General features: G+C 30.0%; 17 protein-coding genes. 15 read left to right on the forward strand and 2 right to left on the reverse strand.

Annotated elements, in window-relative coordinates:
* The first annotated feature begins 35 nt into the window (after window positions 1-35).
* The 3 genes from C4N20_RS13165 to C4N20_RS13175 all read left to right on the forward strand — a co-directional run bounded on the left by C4N20_RS13165 (window position 36) and on the right by C4N20_RS13175 (window position 1711).
* Entirely contained in the window at window positions 36-365 is a 330-nt protein-coding gene (locus C4N20_RS13165; RefSeq protein WP_005977945.1) for a DUF134 domain-containing protein, read from the forward strand.
* Window positions 358-744 carry a NifB/NifX family molybdenum-iron cluster-binding protein gene (locus C4N20_RS13170; protein WP_005977941.1) on the forward strand — a complete coding sequence of 129 codons (387 nt, stop codon included), beginning with the start codon at window positions 358-360 and terminating at the stop codon, window positions 742-744. Before C4N20_RS13165 ends, C4N20_RS13170 begins: the two co-directional genes overlap by 8 nt.
* A gap of 298 nt (window positions 745-1042) precedes the next feature.
* Window positions 1043-1711: a hypothetical protein gene (locus C4N20_RS13175; RefSeq protein WP_005977938.1), complete on the forward strand. Its 669-nt coding sequence runs from the start codon at window positions 1043-1045 to the stop codon at window positions 1709-1711.
* Between the two features lie 121 nt (window positions 1712-1832).
* Here C4N20_RS13175 and C4N20_RS13180 read toward each other — a convergent pair whose 3' ends face one another.
* Window positions 1833-2261, reverse strand: a complete 429-nt coding sequence (locus C4N20_RS13180) for a single-stranded DNA-binding protein (protein ID WP_005977936.1) — start codon at window positions 2259-2261, stop codon at window positions 1833-1835.
* Between the two features lie 308 nt (window positions 2262-2569).
* On the opposite strand from C4N20_RS13180, the gene C4N20_RS13185 reads away from it, so the two are divergent.
* The 12 genes from C4N20_RS13185 to coaBC all read left to right on the forward strand — a co-directional run bounded on the left by C4N20_RS13185 (window position 2570) and on the right by coaBC (window position 15168).
* Window positions 2570-2863: an HU family DNA-binding protein gene (locus tag C4N20_RS13185; protein WP_005977934.1), complete on the forward strand. Its 294-nt coding sequence runs from the start codon at window positions 2570-2572 to the stop codon at window positions 2861-2863.
* A 151-nt stretch (window positions 2864-3014) separates the two neighbouring features.
* A complete protein-coding gene (locus tag C4N20_RS13190; RefSeq protein ID WP_005977932.1) occupies window positions 3015-3314 on the forward strand; it encodes an HU family DNA-binding protein in 300 nt (99 codons plus the stop codon).
* Entirely contained in the window at window positions 3307-3579 is a 273-nt protein-coding gene (locus tag C4N20_RS13195) for an HU family DNA-binding protein (protein ID WP_005977929.1), read from the forward strand. Before C4N20_RS13190 ends, C4N20_RS13195 begins: the two co-directional genes overlap by 8 nt.
* 265 nt (window positions 3580-3844) lie before the next feature.
* The gene (gene polA, locus C4N20_RS13200) at window positions 3845-6571 is read left to right on the forward strand and encodes a DNA polymerase I (protein ID WP_005977926.1); all 2727 of its coding nucleotides are present in this window, start codon (window positions 3845-3847) and stop codon (window positions 6569-6571) included.
* A 27-nt stretch (window positions 6572-6598) separates the two neighbouring features.
* Window positions 6599-7495: a DNA-binding protein WhiA gene (gene whiA / locus C4N20_RS13205; RefSeq protein WP_005977923.1), complete on the forward strand. Its 897-nt coding sequence runs from the start codon at window positions 6599-6601 to the stop codon at window positions 7493-7495.
* A gap of 13 nt (window positions 7496-7508) precedes the next feature.
* Window positions 7509-8465, forward strand: a complete 957-nt coding sequence (locus C4N20_RS13210) for a bifunctional riboflavin kinase/FAD synthetase (RefSeq protein WP_005977909.1) — start codon at window positions 7509-7511, stop codon at window positions 8463-8465.
* Window positions 8440-9126 (forward strand): segregation and condensation protein A, encoded by a 687-nt coding sequence (locus tag C4N20_RS13215; protein ID WP_005977902.1) that lies wholly within the window; start codon window positions 8440-8442, stop codon window positions 9124-9126. The genes C4N20_RS13210 and C4N20_RS13215 overlap by 26 nt, the downstream gene beginning before the upstream one ends.
* Before the next feature lie 58 nt (window positions 9127-9184).
* Window positions 9185-10645: a murein biosynthesis integral membrane protein MurJ gene (murJ, locus tag C4N20_RS13220; protein ID WP_005977899.1), complete on the forward strand. Its 1461-nt coding sequence runs from the start codon at window positions 9185-9187 to the stop codon at window positions 10643-10645.
* A 3-nt stretch (window positions 10646-10648) separates the two neighbouring features.
* Window positions 10649-12169, forward strand: coding sequence for an Eco57I restriction-modification methylase domain-containing protein (locus C4N20_RS13225; RefSeq protein ID WP_005977897.1), 1521 nt, complete (start codon window positions 10649-10651; stop codon window positions 12167-12169).
* An 18-nt stretch (window positions 12170-12187) separates the two neighbouring features.
* Window positions 12188-13252, forward strand: a complete 1065-nt coding sequence (gene corA, locus C4N20_RS13230; protein WP_005977894.1) for a magnesium/cobalt transporter CorA — start codon at window positions 12188-12190, stop codon at window positions 13250-13252.
* A 55-nt stretch (window positions 13253-13307) separates the two neighbouring features.
* Window positions 13308-13979, forward strand: a complete 672-nt coding sequence (locus tag C4N20_RS13235; protein WP_005977892.1) for a hypothetical protein — start codon at window positions 13308-13310, stop codon at window positions 13977-13979.
* A gap of 13 nt (window positions 13980-13992) precedes the next feature.
* A complete protein-coding gene (coaBC, locus tag C4N20_RS13240; protein WP_005977879.1) occupies window positions 13993-15168 on the forward strand; it encodes a bifunctional phosphopantothenoylcysteine decarboxylase/phosphopantothenate--cysteine ligase CoaBC in 1176 nt (391 codons plus the stop codon).
* Window positions 15169-15330: 162 nt separating this feature from the next.
* Here coaBC and C4N20_RS13250 read toward each other — a convergent pair whose 3' ends face one another.
* Window positions 15331-17163 carry an EAL domain-containing protein gene (locus C4N20_RS13250; RefSeq protein WP_005977876.1) on the reverse strand — a complete coding sequence of 611 codons (1833 nt, stop codon included), beginning with the start codon at window positions 17161-17163 and terminating at the stop codon, window positions 15331-15333.
* Window positions 17164-17403: the final 240 nt, after the last annotated feature.

Raw genomic sequence — 17403 nt, forward strand, 5'->3', positions numbered from 1 at the left:
AATTATATTGTGCATATGCACAAATAGGAGGTTGTATGCCTAGAGGAAAAAAGAGAAGATGCTGTAGAACATTAGAAAATGAAACTATATTTAAACCAACAGGAATACCATTGTCAGAGATGGAGATAGTAGAGTTGGAATTAGATGAATTAGAAGCAGTGAGATTGGCTGATTATGAAGGAAAGAGTCAGATAGAAACAGGAGAGATAATGAATGTATCCAGAGGAACTGTACAAAGATTATTAGCTTCTGGAAGAAAAAAGATAATGGATGGATTTTTACATTCGAAAGCAATAAAGCTAAAAAATACATATTCAAACTATACAGATGAAAAAATAGAAAATGGAGATGATGAGAATGAGTAACGAAATTTTAAGAGTGGGATTTTCAACAAATGACGAGGTAATGTTAGAAGGGCACTTTGGACATTGTGAAAAATTTGCAATATACACTATTGAAAATGGAAAAGCTGTAAAAAAAGAAATCGCAGTAGCACCAGAACATGCACCAGGAGTATTCCCTAAATTTATAGCTGAGCAAAAAGTAAATGTAGTTATTACTGGAGGAATGGGTCAAAGAGCTATTGATATGTTAAAAGCTAATGGAACAGAAGTTATACTGGGAGCAAGTGGAAAAATAGAAGATATATTGAAAACATACCTTGAAGGAAATCTTGTTTCAAATGGAGCTGCTTGTGCACATCACCATCATGATCACCATGAGGAGCATAACTGCAAGCACTAATATAATTATTTGAAATATCCAGAAAATAAAATAATTAATTAAGGCAGAGAATTTTTTCTCTGCCTTTTTTTGCTTTAACAAATAATAAAATTTCTTGAGAGAAATCTTTGCCTTTTTATTTATCTGTCATTCATTTTATTTTTGATCTCGTAGAGATTCTTAATCTTAAAGAATCTTTTAATTAAATATAGTATTTAAGGTATTTTTTATAAAGAAAATTAAAAAAATTTTAAAGGAGTTGCCTCAAATTATTTGAATATATACATTAGAACGACTGTTCAAATTTAAGGAGGTAAAAATGAAAAAAATATTTTTCTCAATGCTAGTTGTACTATTTACTGCTTGTGGAGGTGCCAAAGATATAACAGTGGACAAACTTTCTTTTGAAAAGAAAAGTGACACTTTCTCATATAACATTACAGTTCCTCAAATAAAAGGAACTGGGAATAAAAATATAGAAGAATTAAATGAGGAATTGGCATCTGATGCAAAAGCTCTTATTGCTTCAATAGAAAAAGGAGAGGAAGATACACCTGAATTTTATGAGGAAGGATTTGAAACTTTTGATAACTCATTTGGAGTGACTTCTATACTTATGGGATCATATGGAATTTCTAAAGGAGATGCAAATGGTTATGGAGCATCTCAAAGTATCAATGTAAAAAACAAAGATGGAAAACTTATTACTTTTGATGATGTTTTCACAAAAGAGGGAGAAGCATATTTAAATGAGCAGTTAAATGCTATGGTTCAAGGTAATAGCGACAGAGTAGTTTTAAATTCAAATGGAGATAAAGTTACAGTATTCTTTGATGAGCCAGAAATAAATATCAGAAATGCCTCTATGTATTTTGAGCTTGATGATATATGTTTCCTATTTGAAGAGTATGAATTATCACCAAAATCAGAAGGAAAACCTGTAATAAGATTCCCTAAAACAGAAATTCAAAGCTTCTTACAAAAATAGATATTATATAATATTAACAAACTCTTATGAAATAGGCACCTGCATTGTGGGTGCTTATTTCTTTTTTATAAATAAAAAAGCTGTAGAAATTTTTCTACAGCCTAAATTACCTTATACAAAACTAGAATGGAAACTCATCGTCATCATCAAAAGGAACATCCTCTGCTTCTTTTACAGATGGCTTAGGAGCTGATGCAGGAGCAGCTGCTGCATAGTCATGAGGCTCATAACCAGCAGAATCTCCAGAACCTTTAGCTTCTAGGAATTCAATATTTTCAACAAGTACATCATAGCTTGTTCTTTTTTCTCCGTTTGCTTCATATCTATTCATTTGAAGTCTTCCATTAACTCCAACTTTTCTACCTTTTCTTAAATACTCACCTATAAGTTCAGCAGTTTTTCCAAAAGCTACACAGTTGATAAAATCAGCTTCACCTTTTTGGAATGGTCTATCTACTGCAAGTGAAAATCTAGAATAAGCTTTCCCGCTTTGTCCAAATTTTAATTCAGGATCTCTAGTTAATCTTCCAGTTAAAACAACTAAGTTCATTTAATAACCTCCTAATATTTTTACCTATATGATATAATTATATCAGAAAAGTGCTCTAAAAACAATTTGATATTTAAATAAGTTTTTACGACTGGCAACAAAAAAAATAAAAAAAATTCAGTCTTAATTTTTCAGCTTTATAGATAAAAAATAATGAAATGTCCATTTTATTGAGGTTTAGAACAAAAAAATAAAAGGAAATTTCATTTTTTTATGAATACCTAAAGTGTAAAACGTGAAGAAAGATTTTGATAGGAAGCAGGCGTACCTGTTTTAAATAATTTTAATTACAAAAAGGAGTGGGCATAATGACAGAAAAAGAATTTTTGACTTTATATCAAAAAAAGAGAGGATTAAAAAGTTTAAACGAAGCTAAAGAGAAAGTAAATATGTTCTGGGATACATTATTTGAAGCATTGGAAGAAAATGAATCAGTAAGTTTTAGAGGATGGGGAGTATTTGAAAAGAAAGTAGTTCCAGCTAGAAGAATAATGAATATAAACACTAAAAAAATTCAATATTCAACACCTAGAAAAACAGTTAGATTCAGAACAGGAAGCAATCTTTCTTTGAGGATCAATGAAGAAAAGAAAGTAGACTAGCAGAAATAAAAACAGGGCATACTAAAGCCCTGTTTTTTTCTATCAAAGAAATAAAATAAACTATTTTTATCTTGTCTTATTGACAAAAAACCATTAAGGTGCTAGAATTTGGTATTAAAATTCTTTAATTCTAAATTTTAGGAGGAAAAATATGAAGGAAGCAGATTTTATAAAATTATATAAGAAAAGAAGCGGAGATAAAGATAAAAAAATTGTAAAAGAAAAAATTGACAGATTTTGGGAAATGCTTTTTAAGGCATTAGAAGAAGAGAAAAAAGTAAAATTTAAAGACTGGGGAGTATTTGAAACTAGAGAAATGAAAGGAAGAAAAATAATAGTTCCTGTTTCAACAGAAGCGATATATACAGAACCTAAAAAGACAATAAAATTCAGAGCCGGAAAAGGACTTCTAGATCTTATAAATAATGAAAGTGGTGATGATAATGAATAAGAGTCAATTAGCTGAATTATACAGAAGAGAAACTGATGGAGAAATAAGTAAACTAAAAGCTTTAAAAGAGATTGATGATTTTATGGAAACATTAAATGAAGCTTTGATGACAGATGGAAAAGTAAAGTTTCACGAAAAGGCAACATTTGAAGTGTTGGAAAGAAAGCCAAGAGTGATATCAAACCCTGCTACAAGAGAGCGTTTAGAAATCTTTCCTAAGAAAACAGTAAAATTTAAGCTTTCTAAGATAGTAAAAGTTGACTAGGAATTATTTTAATGATCTAAGGTACACCAAAGTTATTGGAAAAACAATATCTCAGGGTGTACTTTTTTTATGTCAAAAATTTTAAATATTAATGAGAATGTTTGAAAAATTTCAAAAGATAATTATTTTTTATTTCAAATATAATATTTGCAGGTATTCTAAAATTTTAAAAATATAAAAATGCCCCAAAATTTTATATAAGACTTTGTGTATATTTATGATATAATATGAGATGGAAAATAAATAGACCTATGGAGGAGAAAAAATGAAGAAAGCTGTACTTTTAGACGTAAGTGCAATAATGTATAGAGCATATTTTGCCAACATGAATTTTAGAACTAAAAACGAACCTACAGGAGCAGTATATGGTTTTACTAATACACTTTTAAGTATTATAAAAGAATTCTCCCCTGATTATATAGGAGCGGCTTTTGATGTGAAGAGAGCTTCGCTGAAAAGAAGTGAGATATACAGTGAGTATAAAGCTCAAAGAGATGCAGTACCTGAGGATCTTCTATTACAGATACCAAGAATAGAAGAACTATTAGATGGGTTTAATATAAATAGATTTAAAATAGAAGGATATGAAGCTGATGATGTAATGGGAACACTTTCTCAAAAGCTTTCAAAAGAAGGAATAGAAGTAATTGTAGTAACAGGAGATAAGGACTTAGCTCAAATACTTGATAAAAATGTCAAAATTGCTCTTCTTGGAAAAGGAGAGGGCGGAGATAAATTTAAAATATTAGAAACAGATGAAGATGTTGTAGAATATCTGGGAGTAACTTCTAAAATGATTCCAGATTTTTTTGGACTGATTGGAGATTCTAGTGATGGAATACCGGGAGTTAGAAAAATTGGACCTAAAAAAGCTGCCCCTATGCTTGAAAAATATGGAGATTTAGAAGGTGTTTATGAAAATATAGATAAACTGACTGAAATTCCCGGAATAGGAAAATCTCTTATAGCAAATATGATAGAAGATAAAGATATAGCTTTTATGAGTAGAAAGCTTGCTACTATAGAAAAAGATATTCCAATAGACTGTACAATAGATGATCTGAAATATTCAGTAGATAATAAAAAACTTTTAGATTTGTTTAAAACTCTTGAATTTAGAGTGCTTGTAAAGAAAATGGGACTGGAATCAGCTCCAGCAGCAGCAGAAAAAGCTCCTGAATCTGCAAATACAAATCTTCAAATGGGATTATTCTCAACTGCTCCTGTACAGGAAAATGAGCCAGCAGCAGTAATAACAAAAGATAGAAACTTTACAGTAGTAGATGATGAAGAAAAATTTAAGCAATTCAGTGATAAATTAGCAGGAGAGAAGAGATTAGCTTTCTTTTATTCAGGAACAGGATTTGCTGTAAGTTCTCTAAAAGATGATTTTTATCTTCCTCTAGGACATACACCATTGTTTCATAAAAATCTTGATTTTAATAAAATAAAGGAATTCTTCAGAAATTCTGATTCTAAATTTATAACATATAATTTCAAACCTCTGCTGAATGAGGGAGTAGAAATAAAAAATATGGATGTAGATTTGATGATAGCATATCACTTGATATCTTCTCAAACTAAAGAGGGAGTAGAGATACCTCTTGAACAGCTGTCTGGAATAGATATTGCTCCATATTCAGAAAAATTTGGAAAAGAGGCTCCGGGAAACCTTTCAACTGAAGAATATGGGAAATTTCTTACAGAAAGAAGTAAGGGAATAATGGAAACTTATGGTATAGCAATGGAAGAGATCAAAGGAAAAGATCTGCTTGAAGTTCTTGAAAAAACAGAAATGCCTCTTATCAAAGTTCTTTCTGCAATGGAGAGAAAAGGGATAAAAATTGATCCTGTTTACTTTGCTAAATATGAAAAAGAACTTGAAATATTGTTAAGTGATCTTCAAAAGAAAATATTTGAAATAGCAGGAGAAGAGTTTAATCTAAATTCACCTAAACAATTAGCTGAAGTATTGTTCTTTAAATTGAATTTAGACCCTGTAAAGAAAACTAAAACAGGGCTTTCTACTGATGAAGAAGTATTGGAAAAATTAAAAAGTGATGGAGTGGAAATAGCTTCATATATACTTGAATATAGAAAATATGCAAAATTAAAAAATACATATGTAGATGCTCTTCCTAAATTAGTAGACAGCAAGGATAGACTTCATACTACATTTAATCAGATAGGAACTACTACTGGAAGACTTTCATCTTCTAACCCTAATCTTCAAAATATTCCTGTAAAAACAGATGAAGGAATGAAAATAAGACAGGGATTTATAGCAGATAGTGGAAATGTTCTTATGGGAATAGACTATTCACAGATTGAACTTAGAGTTTTGGCAGAGCTGTCAAAAGATGAAAATCTGATAGCTGCTTACAAAAATAATGAAGACCTTCATAGAGTAACAGCGAAAAAAATCTTTGAACTGGGAGAAGGGGAAGAAGTAAGCCGTGAGCAGAGAATTATTGCCAAGACAATAAACTTCAGTATAATATATGGAAAAACTGCTTTTGGATTGTCTAAAGAACTGGGAATACCTCAAAAAGAGGCTACAGACTATATCAATAGATATTTTGAACAGTATCCTAGAGTTAAGGATTTTGAAAGATCAATAATTGATTATGCTGAAAAGAATGGATATACAGAAACTTATTTTGGAAGAAGAAGAATAATAGAAGGAATAATTTCAAAGAATAAGAATATAAAAAATCAGGCTGAAAGAATGGCAGTAAATAGTGTAATACAGGGAACTGCTGCTGAAATACTAAAAAAAGTTATGATAGAAATATTTAAAGTTATAGACGGCAAAGAGGATATATCTCTTCTTTTACAAGTACATGATGAACTTATATTTGAAATAAAAGAGGAAAAAGTAGAAGAGTACAGAACAATAATAGAAAATATCATGAGAAATTCTGTTAAATTTAACGATGTAGTTCTTGATATAAATACTAATATTGGTAAAAACTGGGCAGAAACAAAATAATTAAAATCAACAGGGGGGAGAGCAGAAATGTCTTATACCTTTAAAGTAAAGCAGGAGATATTAACAAATGAGATGGTCACTGAGATAGAAAAAACAGCTGAACTATCTGCTGTCCTGCTTAGTAAGAACGCATTAGGAAAAGATAAAGTTGAACTTAAACTTGAAAATCTTCCTTTAGCAAAGAGAGTATATAAGATACTTAAAGAAATAACCGATCTTACTATTGGAATAAAATATCTTACAAGCAGAAGACTTGGAGAACACAATGTATATGTTATAACTGTGCAGAAGCAAAGAGGATACAGAGATTTTGTAAATAAGATGAATATATCTACAGGGGTGATATCAGCCAGTGAAGACATACTTAAAGGTTTTATAAAAGGTATGTTTTTAGCATGTGGATATATAAAAGATCCAGTGAAAGAATATGCTTTAGATTTTTTCATAGATAATGAAGAAGCAGCAGAGAAACTTTATGAACTTCTTCAGGAAAAAGGGAAAAAAGTATTTAAGACTAAAAAGAGAAATAAACCTCTTGTATATCTTAGAAATTCAGAAGATATAATGGATGTAATGGTAATGATAGGTACGATACAGGCTTTCTTTAAATATGAAGAGACTACGATGATAAAAGATTTGAAAAATAAAACTATCAGAGAGATGAACTGGGAAGTTGCCAATGAAACTAAAACATTAAATACTGGTAATAATCAAATAAAAATGATAAATTATATAGGAAAAGTACTCGGTCTGAATACCTTGAGTCCTGTGTTGGAAGAAGTAGCATTTTTAAGATTACAGAATCCTGAAAGTTCTCTTCAAGAAATAGCTGAAATGATTGGTATATCAAAATCAGGAGTAAGAAACAGATTTAGAAGAATAGAAGAAATTTACAACAATCTTTTAGAGGAAGAAAGAGAATAGGGGAATAAGCAATATGAAGATAATCAACGACATTTTTGATACAAAGGAACAATTCCACAATAGTTATGTTGCCATAGGAACATTTGATGGAATACATTACGGGCATCAGCAGCTGATAGAGGCAGCTGTGGAAAAAGCTAAGGAAAACAATGGAATCTCTGTTGTATTTACTTTTGCCAATCATCCTATGGAAATAATAGATGCTTCAAAAACACCTAAATGTATCAATACTTTAGAAGAAAAGATATATATACTGGAAAGTATGGGGATAGATTACCTCATACTTCAGCCTTTTAATAAAAAATTTGCTGATTTAACAGCTGTGGAATTTGTAGAAATATTGAAAAAAGATGTAGACAGCAAAGAAATCTTTGTTGGATTTAACTTTTCATTTGGAGAAGGTGGAAAGGCAAAAACTAAAGACCTTATAGAAATAGGCGAGAGCATGGGTATTAAAGTTAATGAAATACCTGCTGTAACAATTGATGATCAAATTATCAGTTCTACTCTTATTAGAAAAAGTATTCAAAGAGGAGAATTTGAAAAAGTAAACAGATATCTGGGACATCAGTTTTTGATAATTGGTGAAGTAATACATGGTAAAAAAATTGCAAGACAGCTTGGTTTTCCCACTGCCAATATCAAACTATCAAATAGACTATATCCTCCTTTTGGAATATATGGTGCTATGGTGAAAATAGAGGGAGAAGATATCGAAAGATACGGAGTGGTAAACATAGGAGTCAATCCTACATTAAAGCCGGGTGAAAGAAGTGTAGAAGTACATATACTTGATTTTGATGGAGACATCTATGGGAAAAAAATATATGTAGAGATAATGAAGTTCATGAGAGATGAGAAGAAATTCAATTCTGTAGATGAACTTAAACAGGTAATAGGAAACGATGTTAAAAATTGGCAGAATTTTGTAAAAGTGAGGAAAAATGGATATAGTTCTAAAGATAGATAATTTTGAAGGGCCTTTGGACCTTCTTCTTCATCTTATAGACAAAAAAAAGCTGAAGATATCTGAAATAAAAATATCTCAAATAATAGATGAATATCTGTCTATACTGGAACAGGCAAAAGATGAAAACTTCCACATAAAAGTGGAATTTCTTGTTGTGGCTTCTGAACTTTTAGAAATAAAAGCTTCTACTCTTCTTACTATTAATGATGAACAAAACAAAGAAAAAGAACTGAAAAGAAGACTGGAAGATTATAAACTTTTCAAAGAAATAGCTGTAAAAGTTTCAGAGATGGAAAATGAGTATAATATCTCTTACTCCAGAGGTGAAGGAAGAAAGATAATTAAAAAAGTAGCAAAAGAATATGATCTTTCAAAGTTGAAAGCTGGGGATTTATATAGTTCATATGTAAAGTATCTCAAGAAAAATGAAGATGATGAATATATGGAACTTCATTTAGACAAGCAGTATACATTGAAAGATGAAATGGATAGATTGTATTTAAAGACTTTCTCACAAAATAGAACTTTTGATTCTCTTTTTGGAGAAGCAGAGAACAGAATGCACCTTGTATATATATTTCTTGCTATATTGGAGTTATATAAAGATGGGCTTATACTTATAGATGGAGATATGGTCATGAGAAATAAACATGAATCATAAATAAATTAAAAAGTTTTAAAATAATAATTACATATAATAAAAATAGAGGAGTTTTTTTATGTTCAGAAGTGGGCTTCTAGTAATGATAATAACAATGGTGAGCAGAGTGCTTGGACTTGTAAGAGCAACTATTATAGCTTACTATTTTGGGGCTTCTGGGGCAACAGATGCCTACTTTAGTGCTTTTAAAATAAGTAATTTCTTTAGACAATTACTGGGAGAGGGAGCTTTGGGAAGCTCATTCATCCCTTTATATAATGAGAAAATAGAGATAGAAGGGGAAGAAAAAGGAAAAGAATTCATATATTCTATATTGAATCTTATTTTTGTTTTCAGTACCATTGTAACTCTTTTAATGATAATATTTTCACAGGATATAATAAACCTCATTGTAAATGGGTTTCCAACAGAAACAAAAATACTAGCATCACAACTTTTAAAAATAATGTCAGTGTACTTTATATTTATAAGTCTTTCTGGAATGATATGTGCAATGCTGAATAACTTTAAGCAGTTTGCTATACCAGCTTCAACTTCAATATTTTTTAATCTTGCTATAATTCTGGCTTCAATGGGATTCAGCAAGACTTTTGGTATATCAGCTTTAGCATATGGAGTGGTTTTAGGAGGGGCATTTCAGCTTTTAATAGTACTTCCATCATTCTTTAAAATAGTAAAAGGATATTCTTTTAAAATAAATTGGAAAGATCCATATCTGAAAAAAATATTTATACTTATGTGTCCTATGCTGGTAGGAATAGTTGCCAGACAGGTAAATACAATAGTAGATCAGGTATTTGCTTCATATCTGCAAGAGGGGGGAGTTACTGCTCTTGAGAATGCAACAAGATTATATCTGCTTCCAGTGGGAGTATTTGGAGTATCTATATCTACAGTCATATTCCCTGTGCTGTCAAAGGCAGTAGCAAGAAATGATTTAAAGACAGCAGAAAATAATATTGTTAAAGGATTAAATATACTTCTTTTCCTTATTATTCCATCAACAGCAGTGTTGACATTTTATTCAACTGATGTAATCAGATTGACTCTTTCTTATGGAAAGTTTGGAGAAGAAGCTGTAAAAGTTACATCAGAAGCTCTCTTATATTATTCACTTGGATTATATTTCTATACAGCAATATATTTAATGACAAGAGCATTTTACAGTGTAAAGAATAGTTCTTATCCTGTGAGATTCTCTATTGTTTCTATTATTATAAACATAGTGCTTAACTTTGCTTTGATAAAGCCAATGGCATACAGAGGACTTGCACTTTCTACATCTATAGCTTCAGGAGTAAATTTTGTCCTTCTTGTATATGTATTCAGAAAAAAATATATGGAGTTTCCATTAAAAAGATCACTTATATTCTTTGGAAAGGTAATACTCACTACAGCAGTTGCTTTAGGAGCAAGTTATTATGTACATAATACTATAATTAAATTAGTTGTATTTTCAGCAGTATATATGGTATTCTGGGCGAAGTCTCTTATAAAAAATAAAATGGAAGTGTTTTAATTTATGAAAGAAGAGTATAATTACAGTATTTATACCCCTCATAAGATAGCAAAGGAAATCATAGAACAAGCATTTAAATGCTATTTTGGTGAGAACAAAACTCTGAAAAAATTAAAAAATGTAAAACTGGGAGATCTTTCCTGCGGAAATGGAAATCTTTTATTGATAGCTTTAGAGAAACTTCTTGAGGTATCTAAAGAGATAACAGGAGAGTATTTTTTTGTGAGCTCTTGGATTACAGGTTTTGATATAAATGAAGAAGCAGTGAAACTCACTATGGTAAGAGGAAGAGAACTGCTGAAGAAGTATGGACTTGCTGGGGAAGTAAATGTGTTGTGCTGCAACTCATTAGAAATAGAAAATATGAAATTTAATATACTTTTAGGAAATCCTCCATATTTGGGAGAAAAGAATAATAAAAGCATATTTCAGGAAATAAGAGAAACAGAGTTTGGAAAAAAATATTATGAAGCTAGAATGGACTATTTTTATTTCTTTATAGAAAAAGGGATTGAGATATTAGAAGATGAAGGAATAATGGCATATATTACTACTAATTACTGGCTGAGAGCTGACAGCGGCAAAAAGCTCAGACAGGTATTAAAGGAAAATGGAAATTTTCTGGAAATAAAGAATTATGACAATTCAGTATTTACTAAAGCTGTTGGACAGCATAATATAATATTTCTTTGGGAAAAAGATAAAAAGAAAGATAAAAAAGTAAAAATAAATATTCCTGAAAAAGATTTTGAAATAAAAAATTCATTATTATATGATGACAGTGGAAAAATAGTTCTGGCTGATGAAGAGGCCCTTAAATTTAATAAGAAAATTTTGAAAATGTCTAATTATAAAATGAAAGATTTAGTCAATGTTAATCAGGGGATTGTTTCTGGACTAGATAAGGCATATATATTTGAAGAATATAGGGAGGAATTTAAAGATTTTTTGAAGCCTTTTTATAAAAATAAAGATATAGGAAAATATACAAATGAAAAGAACAGCTTCTGGATACTGTATTTAGATGAAAAAGCTGTTCCTGATGAAACTGTTATGGAGCATTTGAAAAAATATCAAGACAAGCTTTCACAGAGAAGAGAAGTAAAGACAGGAAGTATTAATTGGTGGGAGCTTCAATGGGCAAGGGAAAGAGAGATATTCACTAAACCTAAAATATTGGTGCGTCAAAGATGTAAAACCAATCAGTTTTCATATGATGATGGAGAGTTTTATGGAAGTGCAGATATATATTTTATAACAAAAAAAAGTGATGAACTAAGTCTTTTTTACATACTGGGCTACATAAATTCAGAAGTTTTTTTGCAATGGTTCAAATATAATGGTAAGATAAAAGGGAAGAATTTTGAATTTTATTCTACCCCTTTAAAAGAGACACCTGTATATTATTCTGAAAATAAAAAAGAGATAATATACATAGAAGAACTGGTAAAAAAACAAATAAAAAGTTTTTCTCAGGAAAGAGAAAAGGAAATAAACGATTATTTTAGAAAAAAAATGATGTAGAGAAGTGAGGTGAATTAGATGAACGATTCATCAAATAGAAAAAAGAAGGTGGGGCTTCCTCCGGGGAGTATAATTTATACTGGTGAAGATTCCAACCATAAAATATCTATTGAAGTGTTTTCATATAATGACAGTATAATAAAAAAAGAGAATTATAGTGAAGATGATGACTTTGGTTTTGATAAAAATTTCAGAGGAGTTACCTGGGTAAATATAGATGGTATCCATAATATCCCACTAATAAAAAAAGTAGGAGAAATGTACGATCTGGACAATCTGGTACTAGAAGACCTTGTAAACAGCACTCAAAGAGCGAAGGTAGAGGAACGTGAGGATTATCTATTTATAGTAATGAAGATGTTGAATCTAAATCTTATTTCAAAAGAAATAGGATATGAGCAGGTATCATTCATACTAGGAGAAGATTATCTTCTTACATTTCAGGAAAGTCCAGGGGATATTTTTGATACTATAAGAGCCAGAATAGAGTCTCATAATTCTAAAATGAGAAAGAAAAGCGTGGGATATCTTGCTTATACAATAATAGATACAATAGTTGACAATTATTTTCTTATATTAGATGAGGTAGAATTGGAAATAGATCGTTTAGAGTCTAAAGTTATAGACAATTCAGATAAAGATGATCTTCAGTCTATAATGACTCTCAAACAGAAAGTAACAACTTTAAAAAGATCAATATCACCAATCAGAGAACTTATAGCTAAATTACAGTCAAAAGGACTTACAGAATATTTTAATGATGATATAAAAATATATCTGACAGACTTATATGATCACGGTATAATTGTATGTGATACTTTGGATATATTAAACAGCAGAGTAACTGAACTTGTTCAGCTATATCATTCCACTATCAGTAATGGAATGAATGAGGTTATGAAAATACTTGCAATTATATCTACAATATTTATGCCATTAAGTTTTTTAGCAAGCTTATATGGTATGAACTTTAAATATATGCCTGAATTGGAGTGGCGTGATGGATACTATGCAATTCTATGCATCATGTTTATTTTGGTTTTAGGGATGCTTGCGTACTTTAAAAGAAAAAAATGGTTGTAGTTATTGAAAAAATGCTTTATAATCTAATTAATATCAATGTACTTGGGAGGGATTTATGGGACTGCTATCAATATTCAAAAAAAGTAATGATGAGGAATATTTGAAAAAAATCGAAAAATTGGAAGAGACTCTTGCTTCTAAAGAAAACGAAATTTCTAATTTAATCAATGAAATCGAATCTTTGAATAAGTTTACACCAAGACAGTTGGAAGTATTCGAAAAAAATCTTAAGGAGAACAAAGAGGAAGTTCAAAGGCTAAAAAATATCTTGGATTCTTACTGCATCCCTTACAATACTAAAGAAAGATATTCTTATAAAGTTGAAATTGAAAAATTTTTCTCATCAAGTAAATTTCAAGAATTAAATACTGCATTAAAAGAAAAAGGAATCACATATCTTCAAGAGGTAAGTGTAGATATTCTTGAAACTATGCCGGCTGATCTAAAAGGTATAGATGAAGGAAAGAAAAAATATCAGGATTACCTAAGCAAAAAAATTGAATGGGAAATAGTTACTCTTTTAAATAAAGGGGAAAAAATCAGTAAGATATACAGCAAAACTAGAAAATTTGCAAATATTCTTAGTGAAGGATGCTATGAATTCATGGAAGATATAAGAGATTATGATTTCGACAGTCTGGTAGATGCTGGATTTAATGCTGAACAGATAAAGGAATTTAAAGAAAAAAGAGATGAATATTACCTTGAAAAAAGAATAGGTAAGTAATCGGAGGACAGCAATGAAGAACATACTGCTGGGAGTAACTGGCGGAATAGCAGCTTATAAATCGGCGAACATAGTTTCTCTTTTGAAAAAAAAGGGTTACAATGTAAAAGTTATAATGACTAAAAATGCAACTGAAATAATAACACCTCTTACTTTGGAAACTTTATCCAGAGAGAGAGTCTATGTGAGTATGTGGGACAGAACTCCTCATTTTGAAGTGGAGCATATTTCGCTTGCTCAATGGGCAGATGCAGTTCTTGTAGCACCTGCTACATATAATATAGTAGGGAAGATAGCCAATGGAATAGCAGATGATATGCTTTCAACTGTGATTTCAGCAACTAAGAGCCCTGTATTTTTTGCATTGGCTATGAATGTCAATATGTATGAAAATCCAATTTTGTTAGAAAATATAGAAAAATTGAAAAAATATAACTATAATTTCATTGAATCAGATGAAGGATTTCTAGCATGTAATGTAAATGCAAAGGGAAGATTAAAGAATGAAGCTGAAATAGTAGAGATATTAGAAAAATATTTTGAAGAAAAAGAAACAGATAAATATCTGACTGGTAAAAAAATACTTATTACTGCTGGAAGAACAGAGGAAGCCATAGACCCTGTGAGATACCTTTCTAACAGATCAAGTGGACAGATGGGATATTCTCTGGCTATAGCAGCACAAAAGCTGGGAGCAGAGGTTATACTTGTTTCAGGACCTACAGAGCTGGATATACCAAGAGGAATAAAGAAATTTATTCAGGTGAGAAGTGCTCAGGAGATGTATGAAGCTGCTGTAAAAGAATTTGAGACAGTAGATATAGCGATTGCTTGTGCCGCAGTTGCTGATTACAAGCCTAAGACATATTCAACTGAGAAGATAAAGAAAAAAGATGGAGACATGACTATTATTCTTGATAGAAATCCAGATATTCTTTATGAAATGGGAAAATTGAAGAAAGATCAATTTTTAGTAGGATTTGCAGCTGAAACAGAAAATATCGTGGAAAATGCTCTTGGTAAATTAAAGAGAAAGAATCTGGACATGATAGTGGCTAACAATGCTGCTAATATGCAGAAGAAAACTAATGAGATACTTATAATAAAAAGTCAGGAAGATATGAAGGAGATACCTGAAAAGGAAAAATCTCAGCTTGCATATGATATATTGAAAGAAATAAAATTGTAAGATATGAAAAGGTTGTTTTGATGGACAGCCTTTTTTATTTTTCTCTTTTGCTTTGAATTAATTTGGAAATAAAAAATGTGAATGACTAAAAAGCTAGAATTACAACCTTTTTATAAGCCATCCACATATAAAATTCAAAATAATATTTCTAATTTTTATAAATTAAGCAGTTAATAAATTTTCATTATATATTCTTTCAAATTTATTGACACAGGTAGGCTTTGAAAAATAGAAGCCTTGCAGTGTAAAATAACCTATTTTTTTGAGAAAATCCATCTGTTCAGCAGTTTCAACTCCTTCGCATAAAAGAGGTATATCAAGAGCAGTACAAAGCTGTATAATTCCTTTTATAAGAATCTTATTCTTATCTGAAATTTCACCCCTTCCTAAAAATCCTTTATCTAATTTAATTAAATCAAAAGGGATAGTTTTTAAAAGATTCAGACTTGAATAACCAGAACCAAAATCATCTAACTGGATGCAGTATCCTAGATTTTTAAGCTTTTTAATAGGAATTAAAATATCTTCTAAATTATTAACAAATACATTTTCTGTTATTTCAAGTTCTATGTATTTAGGATCAATCCCATGATCAGATACTATCTTATGAAATTGTGCAACAAAATGTGGATTTTTAAAATGATCTCTTGAAACATTTACTGATATTGGAAATAGAGGAAGTTCATCTTCCATTCTATTCTTTATATATGCACATACTTTTTTATAAATCAAAAAATCAAGTTTTACTATATCTCCAGTTTCTTCCATTAAAGGAATAAATTCTCCGGGCATCATAACTTCTTTACCATTTTCTACCATTCTGGCAAGAGCTTCTGCTCCAATTATTTTATTGATACGAGTATCTACTTTAGGCTGCAAATAGAATGTGAACTTATCATTTTCAAATGCAGATAGTATTCTTGTATGAAGTTCCTGTTTTTTTATAAAAAGTTTTTTTCTTTCTTCATCAAAAACTCCGCCTTTAGTTGTTAATGAAGGCTTTAATGATTTTCTTACAGCATCAGCCTTGCTTATATATGAATATATACTTTCATTTTTATTATCTACAGCACATACTCCGCAAATAAATCCAAGATTGCATTTGGGATGGTGATGAGCTTCATGATGGAGAAAGTCAGATCCTTTTTTAATAAAAGATTCAACCATTTCTTCAAGGTCTGCCCCATCTGGAACAGAAAAAACTCCAATGAAATTATCAGCATAGACTCTGCAACTAGCTATGTAAGATGGATGTTTCTGTATATAGTCTGCAAAAGATGATAAAAAACAATTTCCTTGATATTCACCATATATTCTATTTAGAGATTTAAAACCTATTATATCAACATAAAATACTGCTATGTTTTTCTTTTCATTTTTATTTATATAGCTTTCACTCTCTTGAAGAAAAGAAGTGTAAGTAGGAAGGTTAGTGACAGGATCAAATTGATCAACTTTATGGAATAGATTTTTCATATTTTTATTTTCAATTAATATTGAAGGGGAAATATCTTCATTAAATTCCCAGAATTTTTTTATTGCTCTAAAGAATTCTCTTTCTTTCTCTTCTGAATAGAAAAAATACTGCCAGCTTCCAGCTGTTGCAGCATAGAAGAGGGCTTTCATAGCCTGAGGATATATGAACTCTAGATTTTTATTCTCTTTTTCTCTGATAATAGCTCCAATGCTTATATCTTTATATAGCTTTGTTTTTTTAGCTTCAGTCAAAAAGATTTCTATTGCTTCTTCAATTTTTTCTTTTTCTTCATAAGAACTAACAACTACTTTTTCTAAGGAAGCAAATTTAATAGAACTCTTTTGAAACGGCAGATATTTATCTATTAATTTTAAAATGTTTTTTTTCAATTCTTTTTCATTTTTAGGAAGAATACTTTTAATATCCATAATAAATAAAACGTGATACAAACAACTGCTGTTCTTTTCAATTTCATTCATGATTACTTTCTGCAATTCTGTATTATTATAAAGGTACATTTTTTCTCCTTTTATATCTCTGAATCTATATTAAAAAAGTATTTTTTAAGAGCTGTATTATGTCTAAAATTGTATCACAAAAATTGTCTAAATACAAGATTATAGTATATAAATAACGATTCTGCAATTAAGGGGTTTTGCAATAGAGAAGCAGAAATACATATTTTAAACTTAATTAAAAAAGATATTTAAAACAAAAAAATATTTAAATTTTTCCTTAATAAACAAAAATATTTAAAA

Origin of the sequence: Fusobacterium ulcerans (assembly GCF_003019675.1) — a bacterium.
Taxonomy (GTDB): domain Bacteria; phylum Fusobacteriota; class Fusobacteriia; order Fusobacteriales; family Fusobacteriaceae; genus Fusobacterium_A; species Fusobacterium_A ulcerans.

Coding starts and splice junctions, on each gene's coding strand:
- C4N20_RS13165 (WP_005977945.1), top strand. CDS start 36: ATGCCTAGAGGAAAAAAGAGAAGATGCTGTAGAACATTAGAAAATGAA.
- C4N20_RS13170 (WP_005977941.1), top strand. CDS start 358: ATGAGTAACGAAATTTTAAGAGTGGGATTTTCAACAAATGACGAGGTA.
- C4N20_RS13175 (WP_005977938.1), top strand. CDS start 1,043: ATGAAAAAAATATTTTTCTCAATGCTAGTTGTACTATTTACTGCTTGT.
- C4N20_RS13180 (WP_005977936.1), bottom strand. CDS start 2,261: ATGAACTTAGTTGTTTTAACTGGAAGATTAACTAGAGATCCTGAATTA.
- C4N20_RS13185 (WP_005977934.1), top strand. CDS start 2,570: ATGACAGAAAAAGAATTTTTGACTTTATATCAAAAAAAGAGAGGATTA.
- C4N20_RS13190 (WP_005977932.1), top strand. CDS start 3,015: ATGAAGGAAGCAGATTTTATAAAATTATATAAGAAAAGAAGCGGAGAT.
- C4N20_RS13195 (WP_005977929.1), top strand. CDS start 3,307: ATGAATAAGAGTCAATTAGCTGAATTATACAGAAGAGAAACTGATGGA.
- polA (WP_005977926.1), top strand. CDS start 3,845: ATGAAGAAAGCTGTACTTTTAGACGTAAGTGCAATAATGTATAGAGCA.
- whiA (WP_005977923.1), top strand. CDS start 6,599: ATGTCTTATACCTTTAAAGTAAAGCAGGAGATATTAACAAATGAGATG.
- C4N20_RS13210 (WP_005977909.1), top strand. CDS start 7,509: ATGAAGATAATCAACGACATTTTTGATACAAAGGAACAATTCCACAAT.
- C4N20_RS13215 (WP_005977902.1), top strand. CDS start 8,440: ATGGATATAGTTCTAAAGATAGATAATTTTGAAGGGCCTTTGGACCTT.
- murJ (WP_005977899.1), top strand. CDS start 9,185: ATGTTCAGAAGTGGGCTTCTAGTAATGATAATAACAATGGTGAGCAGA.
- C4N20_RS13225 (WP_005977897.1), top strand. CDS start 10,649: ATGAAAGAAGAGTATAATTACAGTATTTATACCCCTCATAAGATAGCA.
- corA (WP_005977894.1), top strand. CDS start 12,188: ATGAACGATTCATCAAATAGAAAAAAGAAGGTGGGGCTTCCTCCGGGG.
- C4N20_RS13235 (WP_005977892.1), top strand. CDS start 13,308: ATGGGACTGCTATCAATATTCAAAAAAAGTAATGATGAGGAATATTTG.
- coaBC (WP_005977879.1), top strand. CDS start 13,993: ATGAAGAACATACTGCTGGGAGTAACTGGCGGAATAGCAGCTTATAAA.
- C4N20_RS13250 (WP_005977876.1), bottom strand. CDS start 17,163: ATGTACCTTTATAATAATACAGAATTGCAGAAAGTAATCATGAATGAA.